The following is a 14,525-nucleotide window of genomic DNA, read 5'->3' as shown; positions in this document are numbered from 1 at the left end:
TGGTCGAGCTGTTCGGTCTCGCCCGCGAGCTGAACATCGACGCCGAGGGCATCGACATGGGCCCGTCCCCGACGGACGCCGCCCTGGCCGCCGACCTCGCGCTGCCGATCGAGGAGCTGGAGCTCACGGTCCGCTCCTACAACTGCCTCAAGCGTGAGGGCATCCACTCCGTGGGTGAACTCGTCGCCCGCTCCGAGGCCGACCTGCTGGACATCCGCAACTTCGGTGCGAAGTCCATCGACGAGGTCAAGGCGAAGCTGGCCGGCATGGGCCTGGCCCTGAAGGACAGCCCGCCCGGATTCGACCCGACCGCCGCTGCCGACGCCTTCGGCGCCGACGACGACGCGGACGCCGGGTTCGTCGAGACCGAGCAGTACTGATCCGGTACTGAGCGTGTTCCACCTCCGGGGGTTTCACTGAAACCCCCGGATCTCCGACAGACAACCGTCTGCTCGGATACTGACCTCGGTACCTGACACGGCCGGGGCAGACACACAGGAGAAGAACAATGCCGAAGCCCACCAAGGGTGCCCGTCTGGGCGGCAGCGCCGCGCACGAGAAGCTGCTCCTCGCGAACCTGGCGAAGAGCCTCTTCGAGCACGGCCGTATCACCACCACCGAGGCGAAGGCCCGCCGCCTGCGCCCGTACGCCGAGCGTCTGGTCACCAAGGCGAAGAAGGGCGACCTTCACAACCGCCGTCAGGTGCTCCAGGTCATCACGGACAAGGGCATCGTCCACACGCTCTTCACCGAGATCGGCCCGCGTTACGAGAACCGTCCGGGTGGCTACACCCGCATCACCAAGATCGGTAACCGCCGTGGCGACAACGCGCCCATGGCTGTCATCGAGCTGGTCGAGGCGCTGACGGTTGCGCAGCAGGCGACCGGTGAGGCCGAGGCCGCCACCAAGCGTGCGGTCAAGGAGGCCGAGGAGACCAAGGTCGAGGAGACCAAGGTCGAGGACGCGGCTCCGGCCGCCGACGAGGCCACCGAGGCCTGAGGCTCTGCCTCTGCCTGACGCTGGAAGCGGGTTCGCCCTTCGGGGCGGGCCCGCTTTCACGTTTTTCTGAAGAGGCACCGCCTTGAGAGGATTTTCACGTGAGCGATGAAGTACAGCCCGGGTATGTCCGTGTCCGCCTCGACATCTCCTACGACGGCTCCGAGTTCCACGGCTGGGCCAAGCAGGCCGGCGGCAAGCGGACAGTGCAGGGGGAGATCGAGGACGCCCTGCGTACCGTGACGCGGTCGCGGGAGACGTACGAGCTGACCGTCGCCGGGCGGACCGATGCCGGAGTGCACGCGCGCGGACAGGTGGCACATGTGGACCTGCCCGAGGGGGTCTGGCGGGAGCACAACCAGAAGCTGCTCAAGCGGCTCGCCGGGCGCCTGCCGAAGGACGTGCGGGTATGGGCCCTCAGGCCGGCCCTGAGCGGCTTCAACGCCCGTTTCTCCGCCGTCTGGCGCCGGTACGCCTACCGGGTCACCGACAACCCCGGGGGAGTCGACCCGCTGCTGCGCAACCACGTCCTCTGGCACGACTGGCCGCTCGACGTGGACGCCATGAACGAGGCCGCCCGGGCGCTGCTCGGCGAGCACGACTTCGCCGCGTACTGCAAGAAGCGGGAGGGCGCCACGACGATCCGGACCCTCCAGCAGCTGAGTCTTGAGCGGGGTGCGGACGGGATCGTCACGGCGACCGTCCGCGCGGACGCGTTCTGCCACAACATGGTGCGCTCGCTGATCGGCGCGCTGCTGTTCGTCGGGGACGGGCACCGGGGCCCGGAGTGGCCCGGGAAGGTGCTGGCCGCGGGCGTGCGCGACTCGGCCGTGCACGTCGTACGGCCGCACGGGCTGACGCTGGAGGAGGTCGGCTACCCCGCCGACGAGCTGCTGGCCGCGCGCAGCAAGGAGGCGCGGAACAAGCGGTCGCTTCCGTCGGCGGGGTGCTGCTGAGCTACTGGTTCGCCGCCGCGGACGCCTGGGCCTGGCCGCGGCGGTAGATCTGGTCGAAGGCGAACTGCTGCAGGTCGTCGCCGGTGCGGAAGACCTTCGTGTCCTTGGTGGTCACGTTCTTGCCGTTGGTGTAGCCGCTGATCGTGAAGTAGTCGTAGCGGCCGACGGCGTTGCGGGTCGAGCGGCAGAACGCCCCGTCGCAGAAGGGCTTGACGCCCTTCCCGGACAGCGAGCGCACGATGCTCCTGTCGTCGGTCCTGGCCTTGGCCTGCGCGGCCTGAGCCTTGGTGTCGAAGACGGCGATGCCGACGGTGACCGCGATGCCGCCGTTGGTGTAGGTGGCGCGGATCAGGCGGGTGCAGCCGTTCGCGGTGAGAATCTTCGACAGGCTGCCGCCGACGGCCGTGGCGCAGCTGGTGGTGTCGGCCGTGGCGCCCTTCTTGTACACCGTGCCGCCCATGGTCAGCTGGGTGCCCGGGAACAGGGTGTCCGGGCTCAGCGGGGCGGTGTCCTTCTTGGCGCTGGATATGAAGTCCTTCGGGTCCAGCGGCGGCGGGGCGCTGGTGGGCGCGAAGGACGGCGTGGCCGAGCCGCTCGGCACGGAGCCGCTTGCGGGCAGGTTGGTCGGGGTGCCGTGGGCGTCGTCGCTGCCGTTCGCGGAGACGACGGCCATGGCGACCGCCGTGCCTATCGCGACGGTGGCGAGCGCGCCGCCGGCTATGAAGAGAAGCTTGCGGCGCTTGTTCCGGGTCTCTGAGGCCTCGGCGAGCGCGGCCCAGTCCGGGGTTCCGTCGTCACCGCCGCCGTTCCAGGACCGCTGGGACTGCTGGGACTGCTGGGAATGCGGTTTCCAGGGATCCCACTGAGACTGGGGTCCCCCCTGCCCGTAACTCATGTGGCGCATCTTAGACGGGGCTCCCGGGTGCCGGAGCGGGTGCGGCGGCATGCCACGTTTGTCCTGGGGTCCGCGCCGTTTTGACCCGTCCAGGGGCATCCAGGTAGTCTGCTTCTTCGTTGTGTATTGGCTTGCTCATTCTCACGGGACGGGCCCTTACACCGGTCCACCGGGCCGATGACCAGCGACCAGCACGCGGTTTGCGTCACCGCTTGTGCGGTCAGGGCTGTCGTGATCGTTTCGGTGACCTGTTCAGGACCATTCACTCGAAGCGAAGGCTACGAACCGTGCGTACGTACAGCCCCAAGCCCGGCGATGTGACGCGCCAGTGGCACGTCATCGACGCTCAGGACGTTGTCCTGGGCCGTCTCGCCAGCACCGCCGCCTCCATCCTGCGGGGCAAGCACAAGCCGATCTACGCGCCCCACGTCGACACCGGTGACTTCGTCATCATCATCAACGCCGACAAGGTGCACCTGTCCGGCAACAAGCGGACCCAGAAGATGGCGTACCGCCACTCCGGCTACCCGGGTGGTCTGCGCTCCGTCCGCTACGACGAGCTGCTCGACAAGAACCCCGAGAAGGCCATCGAGAAGGCCGTCAAGGGCATGCTCCCCAAGAACACCCTGGGCCGTCAGATGCTCTCGAAGCTGAAGGTCTACCGCGGCGAGAACCACCCCCACGCTGCGCAGCAGCCGGTTCCGTTCGAGATCACCCAGGTCGCGCAGTAATTCCGGCCACCCCCTAAGACTGAAGAGAATCTGAGGAGCATCGTGGCCGAGACCACTGCCGAGCAGCCGATCGAAGAGATCGAAGACATCGAGAGCTACACCACCGAGTCCGAGGTTCCGGTGGAGGGCGAGTACACCTCCGAGTCCCTCGCGTCCCGCTTCGGTGAGCCCCAGCCGGCCGCCGGCCTGGGCCGCCGCAAGAACGCCATTGCCCGCGTCCGGATCGTTCCGGGCACCGGCAAGTGGAAGATCAACGGTCGCACCCTCGAGGACTACTTCCCGAACAAGGTGCACCAGCAGGAAGTCAACGAGCCCTTCAAGGTGCTCGAGCTCGACGGCCGTTACGACGTCATCGCCCGCATCGCGGGTGGCGGTGTCTCCGGTCAGGCCGGTGCGCTCCGTCTCGGTGTCGCCCGTGCGCTGAACGAGGCGGACGTCGACAACAACCGCGGCCCGCTGAAGAAGGCCGGCTTCCTCAAGCGCGACGACCGTGCGGTCGAGCGCAAGAAGGCCGGTCTCAAGAAGGCCCGCAAGGCCCCGCAGTACAGCAAGCGCTAAGCTTCGCTGCCTGCTCGTACGTCTACGGGTACTGCCCGCACGTACTCCGAACGCCCCGGCGGCACGCCACATGTGCCGTCGGGGCGTTCGTTTATTCCAGCCAAGGGCGTATAACGACACAAGGGCGCCCAGAGGCTTGTGATCGCATGTTTCCCCAGGAGGAGAAGTGGGACGACTCTTCGGCACGGACGGCGTTCGCGGCGTCGCCAACGCGGACCTGACGGCCGAGATGGCGCTCGGCCTCTCCGTCGCGGCGGCACACGTGCTCGCCGAGGCGGGCACCTTCGAGGGCCACAGGCCGACGGCGGTGGTCGGACGGGATCCGCGCGCGTCCGGGGAGTTCCTGGAGGCGGCCGTGGTGGCCGGCCTGGCCAGCGCGGGCGTGGACGTCCAGCGGGTCGGCGTGCTGCCGACGCCGGCGGTGGCGCATCTGACCGGCGCCCTCGGCGCCGACCTGGGCGTGATGCTCTCCGCCAGCCACAACGCCATGCCGGACAACGGCATCAAGTTCTTCGCCCGCGGCGGCCACAAGCTCGCCGACGAGCTGGAGAACAAGATCGAGGCGGTCTATGAGTCGCACCGGCACGGCGAGCCCTGGGAGCGGCCGACGGGCGCCGGGGTCGGGCGCGTGCGTTCGTACGACGAGGGCTTCGAGCAGTACGTCACGCATCTCCTCTCGGCCCTGCCGAACCGGCTGGACGGACTGAAGATCGTCCTGGATGAAGCGCACGGCGCGGCCTCGGGGGTCTCGCCGGAGGCGTTCGTTCGGGCCGGCGCCGAGATCGTCACGATCGGTGCCGAGCCGGACGGCCTCAACATCAACGACGGCTGCGGCTCCACCCACCTGGGCCGGCTGAAGGCCGCCGTGATCGAGAACGGCGCGGCCTTCGGTATCGCGCACGACGGTGACGCCGACCGCTGCCTGGCCGTGGACCACACCGGCGAGGAGGTCGACGGCGACCAGATCCTCTCCGTGCTCGCGCTGGCGCTGCGGGAGCACTCGGCGCTGCGCTCCGACACGGTCGTCGCGACGGTGATGTCCAACCTGGGCTTCAAGCTGGCGATGGAGAAGGCCGGGATCCGGCTCGTCCAGACGGCCGTCGGCGACCGCTACGTCCTGGAGGAGATGAAGGAGCACGGCTACGCCCTCGGCGGCGAGCAGTCCGGCCACGTCATCATCCTGGACCACGCGACGACGGGCGACGGCACGCTGACCGGCCTGCTGCTGGCGGCGCGGGTCGCGGAGACCGGCCGTACGCTGCGGGACCTGGCCTCCGTCATGGAGCGGCTGCCGCAGGTGCTGATCAACGTCCCGGATGTCGACAGGTCGCGCGTGAAGACCTCCGCCGACCTCGCCGCCGCCGTCACCGAGGCGGAGCGCGAGCTGGGCGAGACGGGCCGGGTCCTGCTGCGCCCGTCGGGCACCGAGCCGCTGGTGCGGGTGATGGTCGAGGCCGCGGACATCGAGCAGGCGCGCTCGGTGGCCGGGCGGCTGGCCGACGCCGTCAAATCGGCGCTGGGCTGAGTCAGGCCGGCCGCCGGACTCCCGCGCTGCCCGGCCCGGAGGTGTTTCCGGACCGGCAGCGCCGGAGTCCGCTAGAGCTTGCGCAGGCGCAGCCGCTGGACCTTGTGGTCGGGGCCCTTGCGCAGGACGAGGGTGGCGCGGCCCCGGGTGGGGGCGATGTTCTCGACCAGGTTGGGCTTGTTGATCGTGCGCCACTGCGTGCGGGCGTAGTCGAGGGCCTCCTCCTCGGAGACCTGGGTGTACTTGCGGAAGTACGACGACGGGTTCTGGAAGGCGGTCTGGCGCAGTTTCCTGAAGCGGTTCAGGTACCAGCTCTCGATGTCCTCGGCGTTCGCGTCGACGTACACGCTGAAGTCGAAGTAGTCCGCCAGGCCGACCCGGGTGCGGCCGTCCTGGCCGGGCAGCGCGGGCTGGAGGACGTTCAGCCCTTCGACGATCAGGATGTCCGGGCGGCGCACGACGAGCTGCTCGTCGGGGACGATGTCGTAGATGAGGTGGGAGTAGACGGGGGCGGACACCTCGTCCTTGCCCGCCTTGATGTCGGCGACGAACCGGGTGAGGGCGCGCCGGTCGTAGGACTCGGGAAAACCTTTCCGCGACATCAGGCCGCGGGCATGGAGCTCCTTGGTGGGCAGCAGGAACCCGTCGGTGGTGACCCGCTCCACGCGCGGGTGTTCGGGCCACCGGGACAGCAGGGCCTGGAGCAGACGGGCGACGGTCGACTTGCCGCACGCGACCGAGCCGGCGACTCCTATGACGAACGGGGTGCCGGACTGGGAACCCCGCTCGCCGAGGAAGGTGTTGAGCGCGCCGCGCAGTCCGTCGGTGGCGCCGACGTAGAGATTGAGCAGCCGGGACAGCGGCAGATAGATGTCGCGTACTTCGTCGAGGTCGATGACGTCGCCGAGGCCACGCAGCTTCTCGACTTCCTCGGCGGTGAGGGGGAGCGGAGTCTTGTCGCGCAGTGCGCTCCACTCCGCGCGGGTGAGGTCGACGTAGGGAGTCGCCTCCGGCTTTCGCCGGTGGGCGCTCCGGGGCATCGAGGAGACCGGAGAGATCACAGTCCATTGTTAACGGAGTTTGAACGCGATGGCGGGGTGGGGTAGGTCACGCCCGGCGCAGCGGCTCGTGCGGGGGCTCGTACGGCGGTGGGAATTTCCGAATTCGGGCATGCGCAAGCGGTTTCTGTGCGGTGAACGGCCTTAGGCTGCGGCGCATGTGCGGAATCGTGGGTTACGTGGGAACGCAGTCGGCGCTCGATGTCGTCATGGCCGGGCTGAAGCGGCTGGAGTACCGGGGATACGACTCGGCGGGCATCGCCATGCTGGCGGACGGCGGGCTGGCCACCGCGAAGAAGGCCGGGAAGCTGATCAACCTGGAGAAGGAGCTGGTCGACCGGCCGCTGCCGTCGGGTTCGACGGGCATCGGCCACACCCGCTGGGCCACGCACGGCGGCCCGACGGATGCGAACGCGCACCCGCACCTGGACAACGCGGGCCGGGTGGCGGTCGTCCACAACGGGATCATCGAGAACTTCGCGCTGCTGCGGGCCGAACTGGCCGAGCGCGGCCACGAGCTGACGTCCGAGACGGACACCGAGGTGGTCGCCCACCTGCTGGCCGAGGAGTTCTCGGCGACCGCCGACCTGGCGGAGGCCATGCGGCTGGTGTGCCGGCGCCTGGAGGGCGCGTTCACGCTGGTCGCGGTGCACGCGGACGAGCCGGACGTGGTCGTGGGCGCGCGCCGGAACTCCCCGCTGGTGGTGGGCGTTGGAGAGGGTGAGGCGTTCCTGGCCTCCGATGTCGCCGCGTTCATCGCCCACACGCGGTCGGCGATCGAGCTGGGCCAGGACCAGGTGGTGGAGCTGCGCCGCGACGGCGTGACGGTGACGGGGTTCGACGGACGGCCCGCCGAGGTCCGCTCGTACCACGTCGACTGGGACGCGTCGGCGGCGGAAAAGGGGGGGTATGACTACTTCATGCTCAAGGAGATCGCCGAGCAGCCGAAGGCGGTCGCCGACACGCTGCTGGGCCGCATCGACCCGTCGGGCTCGCTGACGCTGGACGAGGTCCGGATCTCCGCGTCCGAGCTGCGCGAGGTGGACAAGGTCGTCATCGTCGCGTGCGGTACGGCCTTCCACGCCGGCCTGATCGCCAAGTACGCCATCGAGCACTGGACGCGCATCCCGTGCGAGGTGGAGCTGGCGAGCGAGTTCCGCTACCGGGACCCGATCCTGGACAGTCGCTCCCTGGTGATCGCCATCTCCCAGTCAGGCGAGACGATGGACACGCTGATGGCCCTGCGGCACGCCCGCGAGCAGGGCTCCAAGGTGCTGGCGATCTGCAACACCAACGGCTCGACGATCCCGCGCGAGTCGGACGCGGTGCTGTACACGCACGCCGGCCCGGAGGTGGCCGTGGCCTCCACGAAGGCCTTCCTCACCCAGCTGGTCGCGTGCTACCTGGTCGCCCTGTACCTGGGCCAGGTGCGCGGCACGAAGTGGGGCGACGAGATCCGCGCCGTGATCCGGGACCTCTCCCAGATCTCGGCCGAGGTCGAGCAGGTCCTGGAGACCATGGAGCCGGTACGGGCGCTGGCCCGCACCCTGGCCTCGAAGAACACGGTGCTGTTCCTGGGCCGGCACGTGGGCTACCCGGTCGCCCTCGAAGGCGCGCTGAAGCTGAAGGAACTCGCCTACATGCACGCCGAGGGTTTCGCGGCGGGCGAGCTGAAGCACGGCCCGATCGCGCTGATCGAGGAGGACGTGCCGGTGGTGGTGGTCGTCCCCTCCCCGCGTGGCCGCTCGGTCCTGCACGACAAGATCGTCTCCAACATCCAGGAGATCCGGGCGAGGGGCGCCCGGACGATCGTGATCGCGGAGGAGGGGGACGAGGCGGTGGTCCCGTACGCGGACCACCTGATCCGCATCCCGGCCACCCCGACCCTGCTCCAGCCACTGGTGGCGACGGTGCCGCTCCAGGTCTTCGCCTGCGAGCTGGCCACGGCCCGCGGCAACGAGGTGGACCAGCCGCGCAACCTGGCGAAGTCGGTGACGGTGGAGTAGGCGGGGCGAGGGGCGGGCCGAGAGGCCTAGTGGTGCCAGGCACGCCCACCGGTGTTGTGGATGACCCGCTGCAGCACCTTGAGCGTGGTGAGGTACTCCTCATCGGAGATCCCCGCGTGCCGCTCCGCCCACAGCTCGTCCTGGAGGGCCGCGGCCTTCTCGAAGAAGGCCCGGCCCCCGGCGGTGATCCCCAGACGCCCATCGGCGTCCTCGGTGATCCAGCCGCGCGCGATGGTGTTGTCGATCTCCGCCCCCATCGTCTCGGCACCCGTGTCGAGGTAGCCCCGCAGCAGCTCCGACACCTCGGCGCGGCTCTTGACCCGCTCGGCCCGAGCGACCTGCGCGAGGACCCACCACTGCGGCTGCGTGGTGCCCAGCTCGGCGAGGGCGCCCCGGGTACGGGTGACGACGGCGTTGTAGGCCGCCCAACTCCAGTAGCCGATGGGCTGCTCGATCAGTCCTGCGTCGCTGTGCGAGTACGAGAACTCCATGGTCGGCCCCTTCGTCGTTGCATGAGCTGGTTCAGCAAGATCGACTGTAGAAACTCAACCAAGCTTGAGGTCAAGGAATTTCAGTGCCGGCCGCCCTGGGTTCAGCCGCGGGGGACCTTGGTGCGGCGGTATGCCCGGCGGGTGTAGTGGACCAGCAAGGTCGTCGGAAGGATGGCGCGTATGAGGTAACTCGAGATGGAGTGGCCCGCGTTGGACTCGTGCACGACGGTGATCAGGAGCACCGCGCCGAACAGCACGTCCAACGCCACCATCAGGGCGAATCCGATGGAGAATCTCCGGGGCGCTGCCTTCCTGTCATTGCCGTCCCCGGCCGGCTGCGGGGTGGTCTCCCGCTTGCGCGGCTGAGGGATCCGCTCCGGGTCACGGGCCGGCAGGGGGACGACCGCGGTTGCGGGCACGGCCGCGTCCAGCGCAGCGATCCGCTCGGGCGTGACGTCCCGGAACAGGGTCGGCTCGATGGCCAGGCGGAAGCCGTCGAGGCCGGTCAGGACACGGGCGCCGTCGGGGAGGGTGGTCATCGCGGCGCAGGCGTCGTAGCGCACGGTGACCTGGCCGCGCGGCAGCGACAGGCTCACGCCCTCCGCGCCGATGACCAGTGTGACGTCCTCGCCCTCCAGCGACGGGTGTTCGGTGCCGGTGGTGATCCCGGACGACGAGTACTGCGGGGCGAGGGTGCAGCCCGCCCAGTCGGCGCCACGGGTCGGCACCTGGAGCAGCCCGCTGTCCCAGGCCTCGCGGGCGACCTCGCGGAGGTCCGCCACGGTGACCGCGCGCAACTCGGCCTCGTGCTGCCCGGGGGAGAGGAGCCGGTGGCCGAGCAGCAGGCTGAGCGCGTACGACGGCAGCATGGCGGCGCCGAGGTCGGGACTGTCGTACAGCTTGAGCAGCCTGCCGCGCGCGGAGTCCAGTTCGGCCTGTTCGATGCGGCCCGCGCGCAGCCGGGCGAATGCGTCGATGAAGCCGCCGACCACCGCGTCCTGCTTCTGCGGCAGCGCGTCCGCGTACGCGGTGAGGGTGGCGAACTCGGCGTCGCGCGGGGTGTAGTCGGCCTCCGCCGAGTACGAGTAGCCGCCTTCCTGGCGCAGGTCCTGGTAGAGGGCGCGGCTGAGAACCTCGGCGAAGACAGCGGCGGCGGTGGAGCGACGCAGGACGGCGTTGAAGACGACGTGGCCGTCGTCGCCGTGGATGTAGGCGGGCGTGACCGGCAGCGTGCTGGAGGCGTCCGGTGCCGCGATGCGGCGGCCGGCGGGCAGGGTGAGGTCCAGGCCGTCCGGCACGCGGTCGCTGGTGATCCACAGCACCGCGTTGTCCCGGGTGAAGCGGGTCTCGGCCCAGTGCCGCACCTGATCCGTCGTCAGGCTCCAGGTGCCGAGCTCGTCGTAGCTGGACAGGCCGTAGCCCTGTGCGCCGTAACGCCACAACGGCATCTGGGAGGCGGGGCTGTTCGCGCGGCCCGCGGACTCCGTGCGGAGAATCTCCGACGGTCCAGCGGCAGGTCGCGCAGGGCGGCACAGACGCCGTTGAGGTACGCGACGACCTCGTCCTCGTCACCGGTGACGTGGAAGAGGGTGTACGTGTTCGCCGTGGCGCCGTTGTAGTGCAGGTCGGACAGGCCGAGGCGGTGCAGCGCGAGGTGTTCGACCAGGTGGGTGAGGCCGGAGGTGGCCAGGGTCTCGTCGGCACGGCCCACGCGGAAGAAGAGACCCGCGGTGATCTGGCCCTGGCGGGGCGAGTAGAGGGTGGGTATGCCCTGGATGCCGGCGTGGGCGACCAGCCCGTCGAGGGCGGTGAGGTCCGTCTGCTCTGCGGTGGCCGTGTCTCTTGCGGTCATCTGTCCGTCTCCCCCTCAGATCGTCGCCAGCGCGGCCTCGCGGTACGTCGCGAACCGGTTCTTCCAGTCGGTCAGGTACCCCCAGAAGGATTCGGAGGCCATGTTGCCCAGGGCGGCGAAGTGCGGGCGGCGTCCTTGGCATGGCCGCCGACCGAGAAGGCCATGGCGAAGGCGCTGTGCCCGCCGATCCGGTGGAAGTCGCCCCGGTAGTCGGGGTGCAGTACCGAGACCTGGGCGGCGGACCGCAGGTCGTTGCGAACGGACACGTCGCGCAGGTAGGCCGTCGCCATGCCCAAGCCCCCGAGGACCAACCCGTGTTCGAGATGGGCCTCCGCGACCAGGATCCCGGCGTGCGAGCCGTCCGGCGCGGCGCTCGCGCACTCCTGGGCGAAGCCGTGCGCGGCCTCCCAGGAACCGCTCCACTTGGGGCACAGCTGCTGCAGCAACTGCGACTGCGCACGGAAATGGTGCGGGTGGTGGGCCGAGAGCCGGTCGTAGCGGCGCCGGGCCTCGGACTGCCCCAGCTCCAGGCCGCGGGCAGTCAGCAGCCGGGCGTTCCAGGCGGGCGCGTATCCGGGCTGCTCCGCGCACACCTCGATCAGCAGTTGCTCGGCCTTGCGCAGCCAGGCGTGGAACTGCTCGAACTGGTCCCGCGAGACATCCTCGGCACGGGCACGGCTGCGGATCCCCCACCCGACACGGATGTACCGCTCGGCGAGCAGGGTGCGCGGAAGCGGGTCGGCCGGCCGGGCCGTCGCTGCCTGCTCCAGGTACCCCTCGTTTCCGGCGAGATCGGCGAGGGCCGCCGCCGCGAAGGACACCTTCTCGACGGAGTCGAGTCCGGTGAAGAAGGCCGCGGTGGCTGCCCAGTCGCCGTCCCGCGCAGCGGTGCGCAGCGGTGCGAGTTCGGGCAGTGCGTCGAACGGGTCCGTCACCGGCTCCGACGAGCCGACGGGTCTGCCGTCGCCGTCGCCTCTGCCGCTGGTGGTGCTGCTCATACGATCGCCCCCCTTGGCGTCTGGGATGAGCTAGGCGCGCCGAATGCCCCGAGGTGCGCGGTGTGCTCCACGGCTGCACGAATCGGTGCGGATGTGAACCGTTCGTGTGCGTAGTGTGATCAATTTCCGCAGGTTAGCAGGAGGCTGCGGCGTGAGGGGACTTGGATATCGGGGGTACGGTCGGCGGCGAGGTCGTCCGCGGTGGTGTGGGCCGTGGTGAGCAGCTCGGCGGTGGTGAACTCCAAGCAGAACGCCGCCTCGCACTGGCCCAGGTGGGCGAAACCCGTGGTGGCCGCGTCGGCGCGGGCCTCGTCCGGCACCCGGCGTGCGGTGCGGCCGGCGCGGGTGCCGCCGGCGGTGGGCGGAAGCCGACCGTGCCCGTACGGCGCATCCGGTGCTCGAAGTCGAAGTCGAAGGCGTTCAGCGGCAGCCAGGCGAGGGGGTGCCCCAGGTCGCGCAGGCGGGCGCCGTAGGTGAGGTAGACGTCCTCGTGGGGGCGGGTGGGCAGTCGGGACATCCGGTCACGGTAAAGCGAATCCACCCGTCACCGTGCAGCCGCCCTCACGTCTTCGGCCCCGCTCTCCTCGTAGGGTTCTGCGCATGAGCATCATCGGGGTTGGGATCGATGTCGCCGAGATCGATCGGTTCCGGGCGTCGTTGGAGCGGACGCCCGGGTTGGCCGATCGGCTGTTCGTCGAGAGCGAGTTGTGGCTGCCCAGTGGAGAGCGGCGCGGGATCGCCTCGCTGGCCGTGCGGTTCGCCGCCAAGGAGGCGCTCGCCAAGGCGCTCGGGGCGCCGCCGGGGCTGCACTGGACGGATGCCGAGGTGTACGTCGAGGACAGCGGGCAGCCGAGGCTGCGGGTGAAGGGGAGTGTGGCCGCGCGGGCGGCCGAACTCGGGGTGCGGTCGTGGCATGTGTCGCTCAGTCATGACGCGGGGGTCGCCTCGGCGGTGGTCGTCGCGGAGGGCTGAGCGAGCCGGGTGTGGCCGCCGGTGGTTCCGGGGCAGACTCGGTCCCATGCGTACTGCGTACAGCGTGGAGACGGTAAGGGCGGCCGAGCGGGCCTTGATGGCGCGGTTGCCGGAGGGTGCGCTGATGCAGCGGGCCGCCGCCGGCTTGGCCGCTGCCTGCGCCGAGTTGCTGGGACGGGTGTACGGCAGCCGGGTGGTGCTGCTGGTGGGCAGCGGCGACAACGGCGGGGACGCGTTGTACGCCGGTGCGCGGCTGGCCCGGCGCGGGGCGGGGGTCGCGGCCGTACTGCTCTCGCCCGAACGGGCCCATGCCGGGGGGCTCGCCGCGCTGCGGCGGGCGGGGGGTTCGGTCGTCGCGCCCGGGGCCGAAGAAGAGTGGATCACGCGAGCCGATCTCGTTGTGGACGGCATCGTCGGGATCGGCGGCAAGGGCGGGCTGCGGCCCGAGGCCGAGCGGCTGGCGCGGGTGGCCGAGCGGTCCCGGGCCGCTGTCGTGGCCGTCGATCTGCCCAGCGGGGTCGAGGCGGACAGCGGGGAGGTGCGGGGGGCCGCCGTCCGGGCCGATCTCACCGTCACCTTCGGGGCGTACAAGCCCGGGCTGCTGATCGATCCCGCGCGCGAGTACGCCGGGTCCTTGCGGCTGGTCGACATCGGGCTCGAACCGGGTGGTGAGCCCGAGCTGGAGGCCCTGCAGCACGCCGACGTGGCCCGGGTGCTTCCCGAGCCCGCCGCCGAGAGCGACAAGTACCGGCGGGGGGTCGTCGGGATCGCCGCCGGGTCCGCGCGGTATCCGGGGGCCGCCGTGCTGGCCGTGGCCGGGGCGCTGCGGGGCGGGGCGGGGGCCGTACGGTACGTCGGGCCGGCCGCGGATGCCGTCATCGCCCGGTTTCCCGAGACGCTCGTGTCCGATCGGGGGCCGGGAAAGGCCGGGCGGGTGCAGGCCTGGGTGGTCGGGCCGGGGGCCGGGGACGACGCGGCGACCGTGGCCGAGGTGCTGGGCATGGACGTGCCCGTGCTGCTGGACGCCGACGGGCTGCGGCTGGCCGAGCGGGACGCGGTGCGCGGGCGTACGGCGCCGACGCTGATGACGCCGCACGCGGGGGAGGCCGCCGCGCTGCTCGGGGTGCGGCGCGAGGAGGTCGAGGGGGCGCGGCTCGCGGCGGCGCGGGAGCTGGCGGCGGTGTATCGGGCGACCGTGCTGCTGAAGGGGTCGACGACCTTGGTGGCTGGGGCTGGGGCTGGGGCGGTGCGGGTGAACGCGACCGGTACGTCCTGGCTGGCTACGGCCGGGAGCGGGGACGTGTTGTCCGGGCTTGCGGGGTCGTTGCTGGCGGCGGGGCTTTCCGCTGTGGACGCGGGGAGCGTGGCCGCGTATCTGCATGGGCTGGCGGGGCGGTTCGCGGCGGAGGGGGCGCCGGTGGGGGCGTATGACGTTGCGGCGCGGGTGCCGGAGGCGTGGCGGGACGTGCGGCGGGGGTGAGGGAGC

Annotated in this window: 16 protein-coding genes; 9 read left to right on the top strand and 7 right to left on the bottom strand. The window is 70.7% G+C overall.

Annotated features, from left to right (window positions below; genetic code table 11):
• From ACWD35_RS36570 to truA, 3 genes are all read left to right on the top strand, one after another.
• The coding region (locus tag ACWD35_RS36570; RefSeq protein ID WP_308435782.1) for a DNA-directed RNA polymerase subunit alpha C-terminal domain-containing protein at positions 1-380 on the top strand (380 nt) is incomplete at its 5' end.
• Positions 381-508: 128 nt separating this feature from the next.
• Positions 509-1,000, top strand: a complete 492-nt coding sequence (rplQ, locus tag ACWD35_RS36565; RefSeq protein WP_451355673.1) for a 50S ribosomal protein L17 — start codon at positions 509-511, stop codon at positions 998-1,000.
• A 98-nt stretch (positions 1,001-1,098) separates the two neighbouring features.
• The gene (gene truA, locus ACWD35_RS36560) at positions 1,099-1,953 is read left to right on the top strand and encodes a tRNA pseudouridine(38-40) synthase TruA (protein ID WP_451355672.1); all 855 of its coding nucleotides are present in this window, start codon (positions 1,099-1,101) and stop codon (positions 1,951-1,953) included.
• A 1-nt stretch (position 1,954) separates the two neighbouring features.
• On the opposite strand, the gene ACWD35_RS36555 is transcribed toward truA, so the two are convergent.
• Entirely contained in the window at positions 1,955-2,848 is an 894-nt protein-coding gene (locus ACWD35_RS36555; protein ID WP_451355671.1) for a hypothetical protein, read from the bottom strand.
• Positions 2,849-3,135: 287 nt separating this feature from the next.
• Between ACWD35_RS36555 and rplM the strand changes: the two genes are divergently transcribed.
• The 3 genes from rplM to glmM all read left to right on the top strand — a co-directional run bounded on the left by rplM (position 3,136) and on the right by glmM (position 5,662).
• Positions 3,136-3,579, top strand: coding sequence for a 50S ribosomal protein L13 (rplM, locus tag ACWD35_RS36550; protein WP_451355670.1), 444 nt, complete (start codon positions 3,136-3,138; stop codon positions 3,577-3,579).
• Between the two features lie 42 nt (positions 3,580-3,621).
• Positions 3,622-4,137, top strand: coding sequence for a 30S ribosomal protein S9 (gene rpsI / locus ACWD35_RS36545; RefSeq protein ID WP_451355669.1), 516 nt, complete (start codon positions 3,622-3,624; stop codon positions 4,135-4,137).
• Between the two features lie 166 nt (positions 4,138-4,303).
• Positions 4,304-5,662 carry a phosphoglucosamine mutase gene (glmM, locus tag ACWD35_RS36540; protein ID WP_451355668.1) on the top strand — a complete coding sequence of 453 codons (1,359 nt, stop codon included), beginning with the start codon at positions 4,304-4,306 and terminating at the stop codon, positions 5,660-5,662.
• A gap of 71 nt (positions 5,663-5,733) precedes the next feature.
• On the opposite strand, the gene coaA is transcribed toward glmM, so the two are convergent.
• Positions 5,734-6,702 (bottom strand): type I pantothenate kinase, encoded by a 969-nt coding sequence (gene coaA, locus ACWD35_RS36535; RefSeq protein ID WP_451355667.1) that lies wholly within the window; start codon positions 6,700-6,702, stop codon positions 5,734-5,736.
• A gap of 176 nt (positions 6,703-6,878) precedes the next feature.
• Between coaA and glmS the strand changes: the two genes are divergently transcribed.
• Positions 6,879-8,726, top strand: a complete 1,848-nt coding sequence (gene glmS / locus ACWD35_RS36530) for a glutamine--fructose-6-phosphate transaminase (isomerizing) (protein WP_451355666.1) — start codon at positions 6,879-6,881, stop codon at positions 8,724-8,726.
• 26 nt (positions 8,727-8,752) lie between these two features.
• Here the strand turns inward: glmS and ACWD35_RS36525 are convergent, their stop codons facing one another.
• The 5 genes from ACWD35_RS36525 to ACWD35_RS36505 form a co-directional block, all read right to left on the bottom strand.
• Positions 8,753-9,217, bottom strand: coding sequence for a MarR family winged helix-turn-helix transcriptional regulator (locus ACWD35_RS36525; protein ID WP_451355665.1), 465 nt, complete (start codon positions 9,215-9,217; stop codon positions 8,753-8,755).
• A gap of 101 nt (positions 9,218-9,318) precedes the next feature.
• Positions 9,319-10,665, bottom strand: a complete 1,347-nt coding sequence (locus ACWD35_RS36520; RefSeq protein ID WP_451355664.1) for an insulinase family protein — start codon at positions 10,663-10,665, stop codon at positions 9,319-9,321.
• A complete protein-coding gene (locus tag ACWD35_RS36515) occupies positions 10,593-11,069 on the bottom strand; it encodes a hypothetical protein (protein ID WP_451355663.1) in 477 nt (158 codons plus the stop codon). The genes ACWD35_RS36520 and ACWD35_RS36515 overlap by 73 nt, the downstream gene beginning before the upstream one ends.
• Before the next feature lie 71 nt (positions 11,070-11,140).
• Positions 11,141-12,067, bottom strand: a complete 927-nt coding sequence (locus tag ACWD35_RS36510) for a hypothetical protein (protein ID WP_451355662.1) — start codon at positions 12,065-12,067, stop codon at positions 11,141-11,143.
• 119 nt (positions 12,068-12,186) lie between these two features.
• Entirely contained in the window at positions 12,187-12,387 is a 201-nt protein-coding gene (locus tag ACWD35_RS36505) for a hypothetical protein (protein WP_451355661.1), read from the bottom strand.
• Positions 12,388-12,667: 280 nt separating this feature from the next.
• Here ACWD35_RS36505 and ACWD35_RS36500 point away from each other — a divergent pair, with 280 nt between their 5' ends.
• Positions 12,668-13,039, top strand: a complete 372-nt coding sequence (locus ACWD35_RS36500) for a holo-ACP synthase (RefSeq protein ID WP_451355660.1) — start codon at positions 12,668-12,670, stop codon at positions 13,037-13,039.
• 46 nt (positions 13,040-13,085) lie between these two features.
• The gene (locus ACWD35_RS36495) at positions 13,086-14,519 is read left to right on the top strand and encodes an NAD(P)H-hydrate dehydratase (RefSeq protein ID WP_451355659.1); all 1,434 of its coding nucleotides are present in this window, start codon (positions 13,086-13,088) and stop codon (positions 14,517-14,519) included.
• The last annotated feature ends 6 nt before the right edge of the window (positions 14,520-14,525 follow it).

The organism is Streptomyces sp. NPDC002671 (assembly GCF_053592475.1).
The sequence above is the reverse complement of the archived record's forward strand: the minus strand, read 5'-3'. Positions and strand labels throughout refer to the sequence as shown.

Coding starts and splice junctions, on each gene's coding strand:
- rplQ (WP_451355673.1), top strand. CDS start 509: ATGCCGAAGCCCACCAAGGGTGCCCGTCTGGGCGGCAGCGCCGCGCAC.
- ACWD35_RS36555 (WP_451355671.1), bottom strand. CDS start 2,848: ATGAGTTACGGGCAGGGGGGACCCCAGTCTCAGTGGGATCCCTGGAAA.
- coaA (WP_451355667.1), bottom strand. CDS start 6,702: ATGCCCCGGAGCGCCCACCGGCGAAAGCCGGAGGCGACTCCCTACGTC.
- glmS (WP_451355666.1), top strand. CDS start 6,879: ATGTGCGGAATCGTGGGTTACGTGGGAACGCAGTCGGCGCTCGATGTC.
- ACWD35_RS36525 (WP_451355665.1), bottom strand. CDS start 9,217: ATGGAGTTCTCGTACTCGCACAGCGACGCAGGACTGATCGAGCAGCCC.
- ACWD35_RS36520 (WP_451355664.1), bottom strand. CDS start 10,665: ATGCCGTTGTGGCGTTACGGCGCACAGGGCTACGGCCTGTCCAGCTAC.
- ACWD35_RS36515 (WP_451355663.1), bottom strand. CDS start 11,069: ATGACCGCAAGAGACACGGCCACCGCAGAGCAGACGGACCTCACCGCC.
- ACWD35_RS36510 (WP_451355662.1), bottom strand. CDS start 12,067: ATGAGCAGCACCACCAGCGGCAGAGGCGACGGCGACGGCAGACCCGTC.
- ACWD35_RS36500 (WP_451355660.1), top strand. CDS start 12,668: ATGAGCATCATCGGGGTTGGGATCGATGTCGCCGAGATCGATCGGTTC.
- ACWD35_RS36495 (WP_451355659.1), top strand. CDS start 13,086: ATGCGTACTGCGTACAGCGTGGAGACGGTAAGGGCGGCCGAGCGGGCC.